Below are 18545 nucleotides of genomic sequence, written 5' to 3' on the forward strand. Positions count from 1 at the left end.
GGATGATGAAACAACGTATTTTTGTGGCGGGCCATCGCGGGATGGTGGGTTCCGCCATCGTAAGACAGCTGGCGCAGCGCGAGGATGTGGAGCTGGTGCTCCGCACCCGCGACGAGCTGAATTTGCTGGACAGCCGTGCGGTACAGGCATTCTTCGCTGAAGAACGCATTGACCAGGTTTATCTGGCGGCGGCGAAGGTGGGCGGTATTGTCGCCAACAATACGTACCCGGCCGATTTCATCTACGAGAACATGATGATTGAGAGCAACATCATTCACGCCGCGCATCTGCACAACGTGAACAAGCTGTTGTTCCTCGGTTCCTCCTGTATCTACCCCAAACTGGCAAAACAGCCGATGGCGGAAAGCGAACTGCTGCAAGGGTCGCTTGAACCAACCAACGAGCCGTATGCCATCGCCAAAATTGCCGGGATCAAACTGTGCGAGTCCTGGAATCGCCAGTTTGACCGCGATTACCGCTCGGTTATGCCGACCAACCTGTACGGGCCGCATGACAACTTCCACCCGAGTAATTCGCACGTCATTCCCGCGCTGCTGCGTCGCTTCCATGAAGCGACCGAACAGAACGCGCCGGATGTGGTGGTATGGGGCAGCGGGACACCGATGCGCGAGTTCCTGCATGTGGATGATATGGCCGCTGCCAGCATCCATGTGATGGAGCTGGATCGCGAAGTGTGGCAGGAGAACACGCAGCCGATGCTCTCGCATATCAACGTCGGTACTGGTGTGGATTGCACCATTCGGGAGCTGGCGCAAACGATCGCTCAGGTCGTGGGCTACAAAGGGCGGGTGGTGTTTGACGCCACGAAACCGGACGGCGCGCCGCGCAAACTGCTCGACGTAACGCGCCTGCATCAGCTTGGCTGGTATCACGAGGTGTCGCTGGAGGCCGGGCTTGCCAGCACTTACCAGTGGTTCCTTGAGAACCAGCACCGGTTCCGGGGGTAAACATGTTTTTACGTCAGGAAGATTTCGCTACCGTCGTGCGCTCTACGCCGCTGATCTCCATTGATTTGATCGTGGAGAATGAGCGCGGCGAGTTCCTGCTGGGCAAGCGCACCAATCGCCCTGCGCAGGGTTACTGGTTCGTACCGGGCGGGCGCGTGCAGAAGGATGAGACGCTGGAAAAAGCGTTTGAGCGTCTCACTCAGGCGGAACTGGGGCTGCGTTTACCGCTGTCCGCAGGCGCGTTTTATGGCGTCTGGCAGCACTTCTATGACGATAACTTCTCCGGCGAAGACTTTACCACTCATTACGTTGTGCTTGGTTTTCGCCTGAAGGTGAATCAGGCGGATCTGCATCTGCCTGATGAACAACATGAAGATTATCGCTGGCAGACGCCTGAGCGGCTTCTGGCAAGCGCCAGCGTTCACGACAACAGTCGGGCGTACTTCCTCGCGGATCGTCAGTCCGGGGTGCCTGGATGTTACACGAAATCATTCAGCCTGAATCAAGGCGGCAGGGGTGAGCAGATGCAGCCAACGCAGAGTCAGGTTGAAGGATGAAGCGTATGAGAATCCTTGTGTACGGCATCAACTACTCGCCGGAGCTAACCGGCATCGGTAAATACACCGGCGAGATGGTGGAGTGGATGGCGCGTGAAGGGCATGAAGTTCGGGTGATCACCGCGCCGCCTTATTACCCGCAGTGGAAAGTGGGCGAGCAGTATTCCTCCTGGCGCTATCGCCGGGAAGAGGGGGCGGCCACCGTCTGGCGCTGCCCGTTATATGTTCCGACGCAGCCATCGACGCTGAAACGCTTGCTGCACCTGGGCAGTTTCGCCCTGAGCAGTTTCTTCCCGCTAATGGCGCAGCGACGCTGGAAGCCGGATCGGATTATCGGCGTGGTGCCGACGCTGTTTTGCACGCCGGGTATGCGTTTGCTGGCGAAACTCTCCGGCGCGCGCACGTTGCTGCACATTCAGGACTACGAGGTGGATGCGATGCTCGGTCTGGGGCTGGCCGGGCAAGGCAAGAGCGGTAAGGTTGCCCGACTGGCCGCCGCGTTCGAGCGCAGCGGTCTGCACAACGTCGATAACGTCTCCACCATCTCCCGCTCAATGATGAATAAAGCGCAGGAAAAAGGGGTCGCGGCAGACAAGGTGATTTTCTTCCCTAACTGGTCGGAAGTGGCGCGTTTTCGCGACGTGACCGCTAGCGATGCGGCCCGCTTACGCCAGACGTTGGGGTTGCCGGATGATAAAAAAATCATTCTGTACTCTGGCAATATTGGTGAAAAACAAGGGCTTGAGAACGTGATCGACGCCGCTGAGCGTCTTACCGATCGCCCCTGGTTGTTTGTCATTGTCGGGCAGGGCGGCGGCAAAGCGCGGCTGGAAAAAATGACCCGTGAGCGCGGCCTGGATAACGTCAAATTTTATCCGCTTCAGCCTTATGAAGCCTTACCTGCGCTGCTGAAGATGGGCGATTGCCATCTGGTGGTGCAAAAGCGCGGCGCGGCGGATGCCGTTTTGCCGTCGAAACTGACCAATATTCTGGCGGTGGGCGGCAACGCGGTGATTACCGCTGAACCGGAAACCGAACTCGGCCAGCTTTGTCGCGACTATCCCGGCATTGCCGTTTGCGTGGAACCGGAGTCGGTCGACGCGCTGGTGACGGGGATTACCCAGGCGCTTGCCATGCCTGAGAACAACACGGTGGCATGCGAATATGCCGAACGCACGCTCGATAAAGAGAACGTGTTACGTCAATTTATTACAGATATTCGGGGATAAATCATGGGTCAACGTAAACTTTATCCGGTCGTGATGGCGGGTGGCTCGGGTAGCCGTTTATGGCCGCTTTCTCGTGTACTTTATCCAAAACAGTTTCTCTGCCTGAAGGGCGATCTCACCATGCTGCAAACGACCATTTGTCGTCTGAACGGCGTGGAGTGCGAAAGCCCGGTGGTGATCTGCAATGAGCAGCACCGCTTTATTGTCGCCGAACAGTTGCGCCAGCTAAACAAACTGACGGAGAACATTATTCTTGAGCCTGCCGGGCGCAATACCGCGCCAGCGATTGCGCTGGCGGCGCTGGCGGCGAAACGCCACAGCCCGGAAGGCGATCCGCTGATGCTGGTACTGGCGGCCGATCACGTCATCGCTGATGAAGGAGCGTTTCGCGACGCGGTGCGTAACGCCATTCCGTATGCCGAAGCGGGTAAGCTGGTCACGTTCGGCATCGTGCCGGATCTGCCGGAAACTGGCTATGGCTACATTCGTCGCGGCGATGTCTCTCCCGGCGAGCAAGACGCGGTCGCTTTTGACGTCGCGCAGTTTGTCGAAAAACCCAATCTTGAAACCGCGCAGGCCTACGTGGCGAGCGGCGACTACTACTGGAACAGCGGGATGTTCCTGTTCCGCGCCGAGCGTTATCTGGAAGAACTGAAAAAATATCGTCCCGATATTCTGGACGCCTGCGAAAACGCGATGAGCATCGTTGACCCCGACCTCGACTTTATCCGCGTGGATGAAGAGGCGTTCCTCGCCTGCCCGGAAGAGTCGGTGGACTACGCGGTGATGGAGCGCACGGCGGATGCGGTGGTTATGCCGATGGATGCCGGCTGGAGCGACGTGGGTTCCTGGTCTTCACTGTGGGAAATCAGCGCGCACACCGCCGAGGGAAACGTGCATCACGGCGACGTCATTAGCCATAAAACGGAAAATAGCTACGTTTATGCGGAGTCGGGCCTGGTGACGACCGTCGGGGTGAAAGACCTGGTGGTTGTACAGACCAAAGATGCGGTGCTGATTGCCGATCGCAATGCGGTGCAGGATGTGAAAAAAGTGGTGGAGCAGATTAAAGCTGACGGTCGCCATGAGCACCATATCCACCGTGAAGTCTACCGGCCGTGGGGCAAATACGACTCTATCGACGCCGGCGACCGTTATCAGGTGAAACGTATTACCGTTAAACCCGGCGAGGGGCTCTCCGTGCAGATGCATCACCATCGGGCGGAGCACTGGGTGGTGGTTGCAGGGACGGCAAAAGTCACCATCAACGGCGAAATCAAACTGCTCGGTGAAAACGAGTCTGTCTACATACCTCTGGGGGCGACCCACTGCCTGGAGAATCCGGGAAAAATTCCGCTCGACCTGATTGAAGTTCGCTCCGGTTCGTACCTTGAAGAGGACGACGTGGTGCGCTTCGCCGATCGCTACGGGCGGGTGTAAGCCCGGTAAGTTGCCGGATGGCGCGTTGCTTATCCGGCCGACAGGTCCGTAGGCCCGGTAAGCGTAGCGTCACCGGGCAATAAAACAAAAATTGAAAAAGGCTCTTACGAGAGTCAGGGCCAACTGTTGCCTGAAGAAGGGTAAAAACATGACGAAATTAACCTGTTTTAAAGCCTACGATATTCGCGGCAGGCTGGGCGAAGAGTTGAATGAGGATATCGCGTGGCGTATTGGCCGCGCTTACGGCGAGTTCCTGCAACCGAAAACCATTGTGCTGGGCGGCGATGTGCGCCTGACAAGCGAGTCGCTGAAACTGGCGCTGGCGAAAGGGTTGCAGGATGCGGGCGTTGACGTACTGGATATCGGCCTTTCCGGCACGGAAGAGATCTATTTTGCGACCTTCCATCTGGGCGTTGATGGCGGTATTGAAGTGACCGCCAGCCATAACCCGATGGACTACAACGGTATGAAACTGGTGCGCGAGGGCGCGCGCCCCATCAGCGGCGACACCGGCCTGCGCGACGTGCAGCGTCTGGCGGAAGCCAATGATTTTCCACCGGTCAACGAAGCCAGACGCGGCAGCTATAAGCAGATCAATCTGCGTGACGCCTACATCGACCACCTGTTCGGCTACATCAACGTCAACAATCTCACGCCATTGAAGCTGGTCATCAACTCCGGCAACGGCGCGGCAGGCCCGGTGGTGGATGCCATTGAAGCCCGCTTTAAGGCGCAGGGTGTGCCGGTTGACTTCATCAAAATCCACAACACGCCGGACGGCAACTTCCCGAACGGCATCCCTAATCCGCTGCTGCCGGAGTGTCGCGATGACACCCGCAACGCCGTTATTGAACACGGCGCAGATATGGGCATTGCCTTTGACGGGGATTTCGACCGCTGCTTCCTGTTCGATGAGAAAGGGCAGTTCATTGAGGGCTACTACATTGTCGGCCTGCTGGCGGAGGCATTTCTGGAGAAATACCCGGGAGCGAAGATCATCCACGACCCGCGTCTGTCCTGGAACACCGTTGATGTGGTGACGGCGGCGGGCGGCACGCCGGTGATGTCGAAAACCGGCCATGCCTTTATTAAAGAACGTATGCGCCATGAAGATGCTATCTACGGCGGCGAAATGAGCGCCCATCACTACTTCCGGGATTTTGCGTACTGCGACAGCGGGATGATCCCGTGGCTGCTGGTGGCGGAGCTGGTATGTCTGAAAGGGCAGTCGCTGGGGGAACTGGTGCGTGACCGGATGGCGGCGTTCCCGGCCAGCGGTGAAATCAACAGCAAACTGGCAGAGCCTGCGGTCGCCATCAGCCGGGTGGAAGCACACTTTGCGCGTGAAGCGCTGACGGTGGACAGAACTGACGGCATCAGCATGTCGTTTGCCGACTGGCGCTTCAACCTGCGTTCTTCCAATACCGAACCGGTGGTGCGGCTGAACGTGGAATCACGCGGCGACATTCCGCTGATGGAAGCGCGAACGCGAACCCTGCTGACGTTGCTGAATCAGTAATGTCGGTTCTTCCCTTACCCGGCGACGGGTAAGGGGCTAATAACAGGAACAACGATGACAAATCTAAAAAAGCGCGAGCGAGCCAAAACCAATGCATCGTTAATCTCTATGGTGCAACGCTTTTCGGATATCACCATCATGTTTGGCGGGTTATGGGTTGTCTGCAAGCTGAGCGGATTGCCTTTCCTGTATATGCATCTGTTGGTGGCGCTGATCACGCTGGTGGTTTTTCAGATGCTGGGCGGCATAACTGATTTTTACCGTTCCTGGCGCGGCGTGAAGATTTCGACGGAACTGGCGCTGCTGCTGCAAAACTGGACGCTGAGTCTGGTCTTCAGTGCGGGCCTGATTGCCTTCAATAACGACTTTGATAACCGTCTTACCGTCTGGCTGGCGTGGTATGCGCTCTCCAGCGTGGGTCTGGTGGTCTGCCGCTCGTTCATTCGCTACGGAGCCGGATGGCTGCGTAACCGTGGGTACAACACGCGCCGGGTGGCGGTGGCAGGGGATCTTCCTGCCGGTCAGTCGCTGCTGGACAGCTTCCGCAAGGAGCCGTGGTTGGGTTTTGAAGTGGTCGGCGTTTACTACGATCCGAAACCGGGCGGCGTCTCTTCTGACTGGGCCGGAAATCTGCAACAGCTGGTCGAGGATGCTAAAGCCTCACGCATTCATAACGTCTATATCGCCATGTCGATGAGTGACGGGGCGCAGGTAAAAAAACTGGTGCGCGCTCTGGCGGACACTACCTGCTCGGTCATCCTCATCCCGGATGTTTTTACCTTCAATATTCTGCACTCGCGCATTGAAGAGGTAAGCGGCGTGCCGGTCGTGCCGCTGTATGACACGCCGCTGTCAGGGATCAATCGTCTGCTGAAACGCGCGGAAGATATCGTGCTGGCGTCGCTGATTCTGCTGCTGATCTCTCCGGTGCTGTGCTGCATTGCGCTGGCGGTCAAATTCAGTTCGCCAGGGCCGATCATTTTCCGCCAGACCCGTTATGGCATGGACGGTAAGCCGATCAAAGTGTGGAAATTCCGCTCCATGAAGGTGATGGAAAACGACAAAGTGGTGACGCAGGCGACGCAAAACGACCCGCGTGTAACCCGCGTGGGGAATTTTCTGCGCCGTACCTCGCTTGATGAACTGCCGCAGTTTATCAACGTTCTGACCGGCGGCATGTCTATCGTCGGGCCGCGCCCGCACGCGGTGGCGCATAACGAGCAGTATCGCCAGCTTATCGAAGGCTACATGCTGCGCCATAAAGTCAAACCCGGCATTACGGGATGGGCGCAGATCAACGGCTGGCGCGGCGAGACCGACACGCTGGAGAAAATGGAAAAGCGCGTGGAGTTTGATCTGGAGTACATCCGCGAGTGGAGCGTGTGGTTTGACATCAAGATTGTTTTTCTGACGGTGTTCAAAGGCTTTGTGAATAAAGCGGCGTACTGAGGAACGATCATGAGCTTACGAGAAAAAACCATCAGTGGGGCGAAGTGGTCGGCGATCGCTACGGTTATCATTATCGGGCTGGGACTGATTCAGATGACCGTGCTGGCGCGGATTATTGATAATCACCAGTTTGGTCTGCTGACCGTGTCGCTGGTGATTATCGCCCTCGCCGATACGCTGTCGGACTTCGGTATTGCCAACTCCATTATCCAGCGTAAAACGATAAGCCACCTCGAACTCACCACCCTGTACTGGCTGAACGTTGGCTTAGGGCTGGCGGTGTGCGTTGTGGTGTTTTTGCTTAGCGGCGTGATCGGCAACGTGCTGCATAACCCCGATCTGGCGCCGCTGATTAAAACCCTGTCGCTGGCGTTTGTGGTGATCCCTCACGGGCAACAGTTTCGCGCGTTGATGCAAAAGGAGCTGGAATTTAACAAAATAGGCATGATCGAGACCAGCTCGGTGCTGGCAGGGTTCACCTTTACCGTGGTCAGCGCCCATTTCTGGCCGCTGGCAATGACGGCTATCCTCGGCTATCTGGTCAACAGCGCCGTCCGTACGCTGCTGTTCGGCTATTTTGGCCGGAAGATCTACCGCCCCGGCCTGCGTTTTTCGCTGGCGTCTGTTTCGTCGAACCTGCGCTTTGGCGCATGGCTGACGGCGGACAGCATCATCAATTACGTCAATACTAACCTGTCGACGCTGGTGCTGGCGCGTATTCTCGGCGCGAGCGTCGCCGGGGGATACAACCTTGCTTATAACGTGGCGGTGGTTCCGCCAATGAAGCTTAACCCGATCATTACCCGCGTATTGTTCCCGGCGTTCGCCAAAATTCAGGATGATACGGAGAAGCTGCGCGTCAACTTCTACAAGCTGCTGTCGGTCGTGGGGATTATTAATTTTCCCGCGTTGCTCGGTCTGATGGTGGTATCGAATAATTTTGTACCGCTGGTTTTTGGCGAGAAGTGGAACAGCATCATTCCGGTGCTGCAACTGCTGTGCGTGGTGGGGCTGTTGCGCTCTGTCGGCAACCCGATTGGTTCGTTGCTGATGGCGAAAGCGCGCGTCGATATCAGCTTCAAATTCAATGTGTTCAAAACCTTTCTGTTCATTCCGGCAATTATCGTTGGCGGCCATCTGGCGGGGGCGACAGGCGTGACGCTGGGCTTCCTGCTGGTGCAGATCATCAATACCGTTCTGAGCTATTTCGTCATGATTAAACCGGTGCTGGGGTCGAGTTACCGCCAGTACATCCTTAGTTTGTGGCTACCGTTTTATCTCTCTTTACCTACCCTGGCGGTGAGCTATGGGTTGGGGATTGCGCTGAATGGACATCTGCCGCTGAGCGTACTGCTGGCAACGCAAATCGTGGCGGGCGCGCTGGCCTTCGCCGTGATGATTGTGCTTTCGCGCCATCCGCTGGTGGTGGAGATGAAGCGCCAGTTTTGCCGTAGCGAAAAAATGAAAACACTGCTTCGCGCAGGATAACTTTTGCTGGATGGCGACGTTTACGCGTCGTATCCGGCCTATGAATTGATTTTGCTGTAGGCCGGATAAGGCGACAGCCGCCAGCCGGCAACGATTTTAAGGGGCAAATATGAAATTACTGATCCTGGGCAACCACACCTGCGGCAACCGTGGCGACAGCGCAATTTTGCGCGGCCTGCTGGATGCCATTAACCGTCTTGAGCCTGACGCAGAAGTGGATGTGATGAGTCGCTATCCGGTGAGCTCATCCTGGTTATTGAATCGCCCGGTGATGGGCGATCCGCTCTATTCGCAGATGAAACAGCATAATAACGCGGCGGGCGTGATGGGGCGTGTGAAAAAAGTGCTGCGTCGCCGCTATCAGCATCAGGTACTGCTCTCCCGCGTCACCGATACCGGCAAGCTGCGCAATATTGCCATTGCGCAAGGGTTTACCGACTTCGTGCGTCTGTTATCCGGTTATGACGCCATTATCCAGGTCGGGGGCTCGTTTTTCGTCGATCTGTACGGTGTACCGCAGTTTGAACATGCGTTGTGTACTTTTATGGCGAAGAAGCCGCTGTATATGATTGGTCACAGCGTCGGCCCCTTCCAGGACGAGCAGTTCAACACGCTGGCGAATTACGTCTTTGGTCATTGTGATGCGTTGATTCTGCGTGAATCAGTCAGTCTGGAGCTGATGAAGCGTAGCGATATCACCACGACGAAAGTTGAAGCGGGGGTCGATACCGCCTGGCTGGTTGATCATCACAATGACGATTTTGAACCGGGTTATGCCGTTCAGCACTGGTTAGCCCTCGCCGGAAAGCAAAAGACGGTTGCGATTACGCTGCGTGAACTGGCGCCATTCGATAAGCGTCTGGGAACCACCCAACAGGCTTACGAGAAGGCGTTTGCTGGCGTGGTGAACCGTATCCTTGAGGAAGGCTATCAGGTGATTGCGCTGTCAACCTGTACCGGTATCGACAGCTATAACAAAGACGATCGCATGGTGGCGTTAAACCTGCGCCAGCACGTCAGCGACCCGGATCGTTACCATGTGGTAATGGACGAACTCAACGATCTTGAAATGGGGAAAATCCTCGGCGCCTGTGAGCTGACCGTGGGCACGCGCCTGCATTCCGCCATTATTTCCATGAATTTCGCGACCCCTGCGATTGCCATTAATTATGAGCACAAATCTGCCGGAATTATGCAACAGCTGGGATTGCCTGAAATGGCGATCGACATTCGTCATTTGCTGGACGGCAGCCTGGAAGCGATGGTGGCCGATACGCTGGGGCAGTTGCCCGCGCTCAACGCGCGACTGGCGGACGCCGTAAGCCGCGAGCGTGAACAGGGCTTTCGCATGGTGCAGTCAGTATTAACCCGTATCGGGGAGGGGAAATGAAGGTCAGCTTCTTTTTACTGAAGTTCCCACTGTCGTCAGAGACCTTCGTGCTGAACCAGATCACCGCGTTTATCGATATGGGGTTTGAGGTGGAAATTGTCGCGTTGCATAAAGGCGACCTTGAGAACACGCATGCGGCGTATGACACCTACCGCCTGGGTGAAAAAACGCACTGGCTGCTGGATGAGCCGGAAGGCAAGCTGGCGAAGCTGCGCTATCGCGCCATTGCGTCTTTGCGTGGCGGTACGCGCGCATCGACCTGGAAGGCGCTGAATGTTTCACGTTACGGTGATGAAGCGCGCAACCTGATTCTGTCCGCAATCTGCGGGCTGACGCCAAAAATGTTCCAGGCGGATGTTTTTATCGCCCATTTTGGCCCGGCGGGCGTAACGGCGGCGAAGTTGCGGGAACTTGGCGTGATCAAAGGCAAAATCTCCACCGTTTTTCACGGTATTGATGTATCGCACCGCGATGTGCTCAATCACTACACGCCTGAATATCAACGCCTGTTCCAGCGTGGCGATCTCATGCTGCCCATCAGTGAATTATGGGCAGGACGCCTTAAAACGATGGGGTGCCCGCCCGAGAAAATTGCGGTCTCGCGGATGGGCGTCGATATGACGCGCTTTACTCACCGTCCGGTAAAAGCGCCGGGTACGCCGCTGGAGATTATCTCCGTGGCGCGATTAACCGAGAAGAAAGGACTGCACGTAGCGATTGAGGCCTGCCGACAGCTCAAAGCGCAGGGGGTGGCGTTCCGTTATCGCATCCTGGGCATGGGGCCGTGGGAGAGACGCCTGCGCACATTGATTGAACAGTACCAGCTTGATGATGTGATTGAGATGCCCGGCTTTAAGCCCAGCCATGAAGTGAAAAAGATGCTGGATGACGCGGATGTGTTTCTGCTGCCGTCCATCACCGGTACGGATGGCGATATGGAAGGTATTCCGGTGGCGCTGATGGAAGCGATGGCAGTCGGGCTGCCGGTGGTTTCAACCGTTCACAGTGGAATTCCTGAACTGGTGGATGCCGGTAAGTCGGGCTGGCTGGTGCCTGAAAATGATGCTGAGGCGTTGGCGGAGCAACTGGCGGCATTCAGTCGTATCGACACCGAGTCGTTGCGGCCTGTGGTACAACGCGCCCGTGAAAAAGTTGAGGCTGATTTTAATCAGCAGGTAATTAATCAACAGTTAGCCAGCCTGCTGCAAACGATGTAAACCGAGGTTGTATGCCAGAGAATAAACTCTCCCGTCGCACCTTCCTGACGGCAGGCTCTGCGCTTGCCGCACTTCCTGTCCTCCATTCCCCCTTTGCCCGCGCGCTTGAACCCCGGCAAACCGTCAATATTCAGGATTATAACCCCCGAGACTGGATAGCCTCGTTTAAACAGGCGTTTAGCGAAGCGCAGACGGTCGTTGTTCCTGCGGGGCTGGTCTGCGAGAACGTCAATACCGGCATCTTTATCCCGGCAGGAAAAACGCTGCATGTGCGTGGGCGCTTAAGCGGCAATGGTCGCGGTCGGTTTGTGTTGCAGGATGGCTGCCAGGTAACAGGGGAGCAGGGCGGCGGCCTGCACAACATCACCCTGGATGTGCGCGGTTCAGATTGCACCATCAGGGGGATTGCCATGAGCGGGTTCGGCCCCGTTACCCAGATCTACATTGGCGGCAAAAAGCCGCGAGTGATGCGTAATCTCACCATTGATGATATTACGGTCAGTCATGCAAATTACGCCATTCTGCGCCAGGGATTCCACAACCAGGTGGACGGCGCGCGCATCACCAACGGCCGATTCAGCGATCTGCAAGGGGATGCTATCGAATGGAACGTGGCGATTAACGATCGTAACATTCTGATCTCTGACCATGTTATAGAACGCATCGACTGCACCAACGGGAAAATCAATTGGGGGATTGGCATCGGGCTGGCGGGCAGCACCTACGATAATGCCTACCCGGAAGAGCAAACCGTAAAGAACTTTGTCGTGGCCAATATTACCGGATCGGATTGCCGACAACTGGTTCATGTGGAGAACGGAAAACACTTTATCATTCGTAATGTAAAAGCGCGGAATATCACGCCTGATTTCAGTAAGAAAGCGGGCATTGATAATGCGACGGTAGCAATTTATGGGTGTGATAATTTCGTGATTGATAATATCGATATGGTGAATTGTGCGGGGATGCTTATTGGTTATGGCGTCGTCAAAGGCAAATATTTATCCATTCCGCAAAACTTCAAATTAAATGATATTCATCTTGATAACACTCGCCTGGCCTATAAACTGCGCGGCATTCAGATCTCTTCAGGGAATGCGACCTCCTTTGTGGCGATCACCAATCTGGATATGAAGCGCGCTACGCTTGAACTACACAACCAGCCGCAGCATCTTTTCCTGCGTAATATCAAGGTAATGCAGGAGTCTGCGACAGGGCCCGCGCTGAAGATGCACTTTGATCTGCGTAAAGATATACGCGGCAAGTTTATGGCGAAACAGGACACTTTGCTGTCGCTGGCGAACGTTCATGCAGTCAATGAGAAGGGGCAGAGCTCTGTCGATATCGACAGGATTAACCACAAGGTGGTGAATGTGGAAGCGGTCAATTTCAGGTTGCCGGAGCGGGGGAGGTAGTTTTGCGACCATTCCTGGCGAAAGTTACTCATACTTAAGATTATGGCTACTGCAATCTGCGGATAAGCGGCGTACCATCACATCCAACGCCATAATGTAATTCATGCTGGCTAAAACATGCTAAAGAGCTATAATTCAGCAACCATTTTATAGGTGGATGAAATAATGATTAATTTGAAAGCAGTTATTCCGGTAGCTGGTCTGGGTATGCACATGTTGCCTGCCACCAAGGCAATCCCCAAAGAGATGCTGCCGATTGTTGACAAACCGATGGTACAGTACATTGTTGACGAAATTGTTGCTGCTGGGATCAAAGAAATCGTTCTGGTTACTCACGCTTCCAAAAATGCGGTAGAGAACCACTTCGACACCTCCTACGAATTAGAGTCACTTCTGGAGCAACGCGTGAAACGTCAGTTGCTGGCGGAAGTGCAGTCCATTTGCCCACCAGGCGTGACGATTATGAACGTTCGCCAGGCTCAACCGCTGGGTCTGGGGCATTCCATTTTATGCGCACGTCCTGTGATTGGTGACAACCCGTTTGTGGTGGTGCTGCCTGATATCATCATTGATGACGCGACGGCCGATCCGCTTCGCTATAATCTTGCGGCAATGGTAGCGCGTTTCAACGAAACGGGACGCAGCCAGGTGCTGGCAAAACGCATGAAAGGCGACCTTTCAGAGTATTCCGTTATCCAGACCAAAGAACCTCTGGATAATGAGGGGAAAGTCAGCCGTATTGTTGAGTTTATTGAAAAGCCGGATCAACCGCAGACGCTGGACTCAGATCTGATGGCGGTAGGTCGCTATGTGTTGTCGGCAGATATCTGGGCAGAACTGGAAAGAACAGAACCCGGCGCCTGGGGCCGTATCCAGTTGACGGATGCAATTGCAGAACTGGCGAAAAAACAGTCTGTTGACGCCATGCTGATGACAGGCGACAGCTACGACTGCGGTAAGAAAATGGGCTATATGCAAGCGTTCGTTAAGTACGGGCTGCGCAACCTGAAGGAAGGGGCGAAGTTTCGGAAGGGGATTGAGGCGTTGCTTAACGAGTAAGCTAAGCCAGGATACTGTCATTAGACCCATAGACAGTTATCACTCGACAATAAGCTCGACTGTGGAAAGTTGATGCTTATTGCCGTTTTGTTTTGCACTTTAGTGTAAAATGATCAACAAACAACCCCTGCCAAACTCTTTCTTAGGGCAATCACAAACAACTGTCGTGAGGTTGTGTCTCACACGGAAACGGAAGTTGAGATTGATTTCAGAAGAGGTTGACTGGGGTATTAATTACATGGATTTTTGAATCCTTGTTTCTCAGTGTATTGGTAGCTGTAGAGCCAAGGGCGGTAGCGTGGACAGCATATCAAAAATTCGACGCGATTTTTAATTTTGTCATCAAAAAAGATTTTTGTAGAAATGAAAAAAATAGCAATAATGTCCTTTTATGAGAGTAATTCAAGATATATACATCAACTATCAAAACAGATAAAAGAGGTGACTGGTAGAGATACTGTCCAGTTGTGTATGTATGCTTCTTCGACTAACTATTGCATCAAAAACTCATTAGAATATATTGATTTACCTGGAAATGTTCGTAAATATAAGTCAGAAAAAAATATTACAATACCTCGTCATTTTTATGAGTTTCATGTCTCTCTTTTCCCTGAATTAGAAAAATATTTTTTAGATATCTCTAGGAAATATTGGGATTTTTATGAGAATTATTTCCCATGGGAAGATTTCCACAGTGTGGTATTTATTGGAGATAAACGTTTATATTCTTCTATTGGTGGCTATTTTGCAAAATTAAAAGAGGTTCAAGTATTCTATTTTGAACCTGGCCCATATGGGACGATGATTTTTGATCCGAAAGGCGTCAATTGTAATATGAGCATCACTACTGCTAGTCTCGATATGATGCGGAATAATGTAAATGAAGATGAAATAGAATATTTATATAATAAATGCATTACATCTGTCAGTGAAAAGAAATTTTATGAAAAGAATATTGGTTCTTATTTCAGGAAGATAAAAGATGTCCTTCAAAGTGTCCCTCCATCTATTTTTAGGAAAGTATGTGCTGTCGAGCTATATACAGGGGAGGGTTTTTGGGAGTCTATTCCTTATTTATTAGGACGTCTGCCATTTAAAAAGAATAGTAAAGCAAATAATATTGATATAGAAAAACAAGGGAAATATATTTTTGTTGCGTTACAAGTGCCAAATGATGTCCAGATTATCTCAAACTGTAAATTATTTTCATCAATTGATGATATGTTAACTTCAGTTATTAAATCATTACCTGAGGGATATGATCTTATTGTTCGTGAACATCCAATGAATAAAGGGAGATATAATAAATCACTGTATAAGTTAATTAATGAAAATGTGAATGTACATATTGATAATAATACTCCAATTGATCATTTAATCGATAAATCTTCGTTAGTAATTGTAATAAACTCAACTGTAGGACTTGAGGCTGCTGTAAGAGGTGCTGCTGTATTAACACTTGGTGATATATATTATCCTCAAATAGTAAATAATCTAACATCTCGAGAATCGTTAAAAACTGAAATAGTTAAAGCCATCGATAATAAAGCTACCCAGGAAGAAGTGAAACTTTATATAGCTTATTTATTTAAAAACTATATGGTTAAAGATAATTATAAAAATAGCAATTATTATGATCTCAACAATGCGGTAGAAAAAATATGCTGCAGGTAATATTTTCACCAATTGGTTTTGCAGCATTCTCTGTTTTACAGATTTTTTTTGTTTCTATAATATCTTTCTTAAAAAGAAGCAAGTTTTCCTTTTTTTTATTGGCTATTAACATAACACTTATTGGATTATATCTTGGTATAGCTAATCGTTGGGGATATGATTCTATTCACTATTATATACCTTTTTATGAGGGTGATACCTCCAGAAAGTTTGAGCCAGGATTTACTTTATTAGTCTATATATTACGAACAATAGGTATACCATCTGAGTTATTTCCTGTAATAACAATATTAATTACAACATGGTTATCTTTTATAGCAATACTGAAGCTAACAAATGAATATGTACAGACAACTATAATTGCTTTTTGTCTGACAAGTATGATAAGTTTCATGTATCTCTATATGGGAGGAATGCGACAAGCTATCAGTTTTAGTTTTATTCTTTTATCAATAGCATACCAATCAAGAAATGCATCGATTAAATCTTTTATCACTATTATTATAGCTATCAGTCTACATTTCTCTGCTTTAATATTTTTGGTTATGCCTATATGGAGACGACTTGATTTTCATAAAAAATATATAATTATTTTGCTATCACTTATTTTTGCTTTGGCATCAGAATATATTGTTGGTTTTGTGCTCAAAGCATTACCCCCGGGAAGTGTGTTTGCTAATAAAATAATTCGAGCATTTGAGTATTCAGATCGAAATAATGAACACGCCATATATATATATAAGTTTTTATATTCTTCAATATTTGTATTTATTCCTTTATTCTTATTGGATAAAATAATAAAAAATAAAAGCGCGTCTCTTATTTTAGAATATGCTCTGTTAGCATATGTTTTCTCTGCCATCTTATTTTTCACCAAAGAATCATCGATCAGATATTTGTTTGTAGTAAATGTTTTTTTAATCCCTTTTTATATTATGAGTATAGAACACGTTTTTGTTAAAACTCAACGAAGGGTAATATTATTACTAATAGTTATTATTTTTATGCTTTATGGGGTTATATCACATAACTGGTTATCTGAATTAGTGACTCGATTTATCTAATGACTAGAAAAAAAACTAAGGCATTGTTTGCTGTTATCGCAGCGAGAGTAATTGGTGTATCCATTAGTTTTTTGATGAATATACTTGTTACTCGCTGGGTCAATGTAAATGAAGCCGGAATATTCTTCACCTCCTTCTCTATTATTATGTTGTGGGGACTTATCGGTACATCAGGGTTTTGTGATGCCATTCTTAGAATGCGACCGCAACTTATAGCCACAAGAAATTATATCCAGGCAAGTTCATTGGCATTGTTTGGAGCATTAATAATTATAGTTATATCATGTCTGTTATCAGGCGCTATATATCTTTTTCTGACTTACGGAGAGTCATTAAAGGTCTATGGTGCTTTATATATTTGTGCGAGCATCCCTCTTCTTTCCATGATCCAATATACGGGATATATATTTCAGACTAATGGGAGATCATTATTATCTGTTATTATAATTAATATATCCTATCCGCTGATATTTTCGTTTATTGTTTTAGTATGTGCCGTTCTGCATATGGAAGCTAATGCATTAAATTTAGTAAGGTTTTTATTTTTATCAATTATACTTAGTTTTATCTTTTGTGCTGTTTTGTGGAAAAAATATATATTTACTAATATAAATGCTGTTGTTTATTTGAAGAAGCTTAAATATAAATATATAATTACAACATTACTATCTTTCTTGCTAATATTAATATGTAATACCATTATACAATGGATTACACCTATCATCTCTAACTACTATATTTCAAGTGAAGACGTTGCTCTTATCTCTGTTTGCTTGCGGATTGGTTTAGTTATCAGTTTCTTCCTTATTTCATTAAATGTTGTTTTTGCACCAAATTTTTCCAAGCTGTATACTGAAGGGAAATTTGATGAGCTTAAATTAATGGTAAGAAGTAGCACCCGTCTTGTCGTTATTTTGTCATTGCCAGGAGTAGCGTTTCTCTTACTATTCCCTGAGTTTGTGCTTTCAATTTTTGGGCGTGAATATACTCAAGCATCTATCATACTTAGAATAGTTTGCATTGGTCAGTTAATTAATGTCCTGACAGGGTCGGTCGCTTTCTTATTAACAATGACAGGTAATGAGAAAATATTTAGAAATATTATTTTCTTTAATGCATTTATGATGATTATCAACCTTAACTTCATGGGGGGGGGATTCGGCATAAAAGGAATTGCCTGCGCTGTTGCTCTTTCTGTGATTATACAGAATGTCATTGCTGTCTATTTTGTGAAAAGAAAACTGGATATCAATATCCTTGATTATTTTTATTTGAAGTAAAATTGGTAATATCATGATTAGAATATATATCGCAACACATAAGCAATATGATTTTCCTGTAGATGAAGGTTATCAACCTATCCATGTAGGTAAGAAGAATAGTACATCAGATTTAGGTATAAGTGTTATCGGTGATAATGAAGGAGATAATATATCAGAATTAAATCCATCATATTGTGAATTGACTGCATTATATTGGATCTGGAAAAATTCAGATGAAGATATTGTTGGTTTAGTTCATTATCGTCGTTATTTCGCTGGCGTTCATAATATTATACCGCTCCATGGTAAGGGCATTGCTTCTAGTAATGATTTTGACCTAAATAAATATGATTTAATTGTCGCTCGTAAACGTAATTACTATGTTACGAATATAAAAAATCATTACTGCCGAGCTCATTCAGAAGGTGATTTGAATATATTACGCTCTATCGTGGAGGCTATGTATCCTGATTATAATCAAGCCTTCGATACGGTTATGCATGGTCGGAAAATAAGTCTGTATAATATGTTCGTAGGTAAGGCCGATGTGGTCAATCAGTATTGCCAGTGGCTTTTCCCTCTATTAGACGAAGTGAATAAACAGATTGATTTCTCTGGTTATGATTCTTATCAAAAAAGAATTTTGGGATTCATGGCAGAAAGATTATTTAATGTATGGATTGAACATAATAAAAGAAATATTAAAGTTGGATACAGAAAGGTTGTAAATATTGAAGGTGAAAATTTAATAAAAAAAGGAAGTGCACTCTTGGTTAGGCATTTCCTAAAATAAAATATAAGCAGCGAGAGTATT

Annotated in this window: 14 protein-coding genes and 1 pseudogene; all 15 read left to right on the top strand. The window is 49.2% G+C overall.

The window, feature by feature from the left end; all coding sequences use genetic code 11:
* Positions 1-2 precede the first annotated feature (2 nt).
* The 15 genes and pseudogenes from fcl (at position 3) to OGX81_RS17945 (ending at position 18524) form a co-directional block, all read left to right on the top strand.
* Positions 3-968, top strand: coding sequence for a GDP-L-fucose synthase (gene fcl, locus OGX81_RS17875; protein ID WP_047462602.1), 966 nt, complete (start codon positions 3-5; stop codon positions 966-968).
* A gap of 2 nt (positions 969-970) precedes the next feature.
* Positions 971-1444, top strand: a pseudogene (locus OGX81_RS17880) (GDP-mannose mannosyl hydrolase); the annotation flags it as partial.
* 86 nt (positions 1445-1530) lie between these two features.
* Entirely contained in the window at positions 1531-2754 is a 1224-nt protein-coding gene (gene wcaI / locus OGX81_RS17885; protein ID WP_104868470.1) for a colanic acid biosynthesis fucosyltransferase WcaI, read from the top strand.
* A 3-nt stretch (positions 2755-2757) separates the two neighbouring features.
* Complete coding sequence (gene cpsB / locus OGX81_RS17890; protein ID WP_104868471.1) at positions 2758-4194, top strand: mannose-1-phosphate guanyltransferase; 1437 nt, start codon at positions 2758-2760, stop codon at positions 4192-4194.
* 148 nt (positions 4195-4342) lie between these two features.
* Positions 4343-5713 (top strand): colanic acid biosynthesis phosphomannomutase CpsG, encoded by a 1371-nt coding sequence (cpsG, locus tag OGX81_RS17895; RefSeq protein WP_286487625.1) that lies wholly within the window; start codon positions 4343-4345, stop codon positions 5711-5713.
* Between the two features lie 54 nt (positions 5714-5767).
* A complete protein-coding gene (wcaJ, locus tag OGX81_RS17900) occupies positions 5768-7162 on the top strand; it encodes an undecaprenyl-phosphate glucose phosphotransferase (protein WP_047462612.1) in 1395 nt (464 codons plus the stop codon).
* Positions 7163-7171: 9 nt separating this feature from the next.
* Entirely contained in the window at positions 7172-8650 is a 1479-nt protein-coding gene (gene wzxC, locus OGX81_RS17905) for a colanic acid undecaprenyl disphosphate flippase WzxC (protein WP_104868473.1), read from the top strand.
* 109 nt (positions 8651-8759) lie between these two features.
* Entirely contained in the window at positions 8760-10040 is a 1281-nt protein-coding gene (gene wcaK / locus OGX81_RS17910) for a colanic acid biosynthesis pyruvyl transferase WcaK (protein WP_104868474.1), read from the top strand.
* The gene (wcaL, locus tag OGX81_RS17915) at positions 10037-11257 is read left to right on the top strand and encodes a colanic acid biosynthesis glycosyltransferase WcaL (RefSeq protein WP_047462621.1); all 1221 of its coding nucleotides are present in this window, start codon (positions 10037-10039) and stop codon (positions 11255-11257) included. Before wcaK ends, wcaL begins: the two co-directional genes overlap by 4 nt.
* A gap of 11 nt (positions 11258-11268) precedes the next feature.
* Positions 11269-12672, top strand: a complete 1404-nt coding sequence (wcaM, locus tag OGX81_RS17920) for a colanic acid biosynthesis protein WcaM (RefSeq protein ID WP_104868475.1) — start codon at positions 11269-11271, stop codon at positions 12670-12672.
* 165 nt (positions 12673-12837) lie between these two features.
* A complete protein-coding gene (gene galF, locus OGX81_RS17925; protein WP_012131721.1) occupies positions 12838-13731 on the top strand; it encodes a UTP--glucose-1-phosphate uridylyltransferase GalF in 894 nt (297 codons plus the stop codon).
* Positions 13732-14094: 363 nt separating this feature from the next.
* Complete coding sequence (locus OGX81_RS17930; protein ID WP_104868476.1) at positions 14095-15405, top strand: capsular polysaccharide export protein, LipB/KpsS family; 1311 nt, start codon at positions 14095-14097, stop codon at positions 15403-15405.
* The gene (locus tag OGX81_RS17935; protein ID WP_101743975.1) at positions 15393-16469 is read left to right on the top strand and encodes an EpsG family protein; all 1077 of its coding nucleotides are present in this window, start codon (positions 15393-15395) and stop codon (positions 16467-16469) included. Before OGX81_RS17930 ends, OGX81_RS17935 begins: the two co-directional genes overlap by 13 nt.
* Positions 16469-17749, top strand: a complete 1281-nt coding sequence (locus tag OGX81_RS17940; RefSeq protein WP_012131726.1) for an MATE family efflux transporter — start codon at positions 16469-16471, stop codon at positions 17747-17749. Before OGX81_RS17935 ends, OGX81_RS17940 begins: the two co-directional genes overlap by 1 nt.
* Before the next feature lie 13 nt (positions 17750-17762).
* Positions 17763-18524, top strand: coding sequence for a DUF4422 domain-containing protein (locus OGX81_RS17945; protein WP_012131727.1), 762 nt, complete (start codon positions 17763-17765; stop codon positions 18522-18524).
* The last annotated feature ends 21 nt before the right edge of the window (positions 18525-18545 follow it).

The sequence above is a fragment of the Citrobacter sp. CK206 genome, assembly GCF_030333125.1.
GTDB classification, from domain to species: Bacteria; Pseudomonadota; Gammaproteobacteria; order Enterobacterales; family Enterobacteriaceae; genus Citrobacter_B; species Citrobacter_B koseri.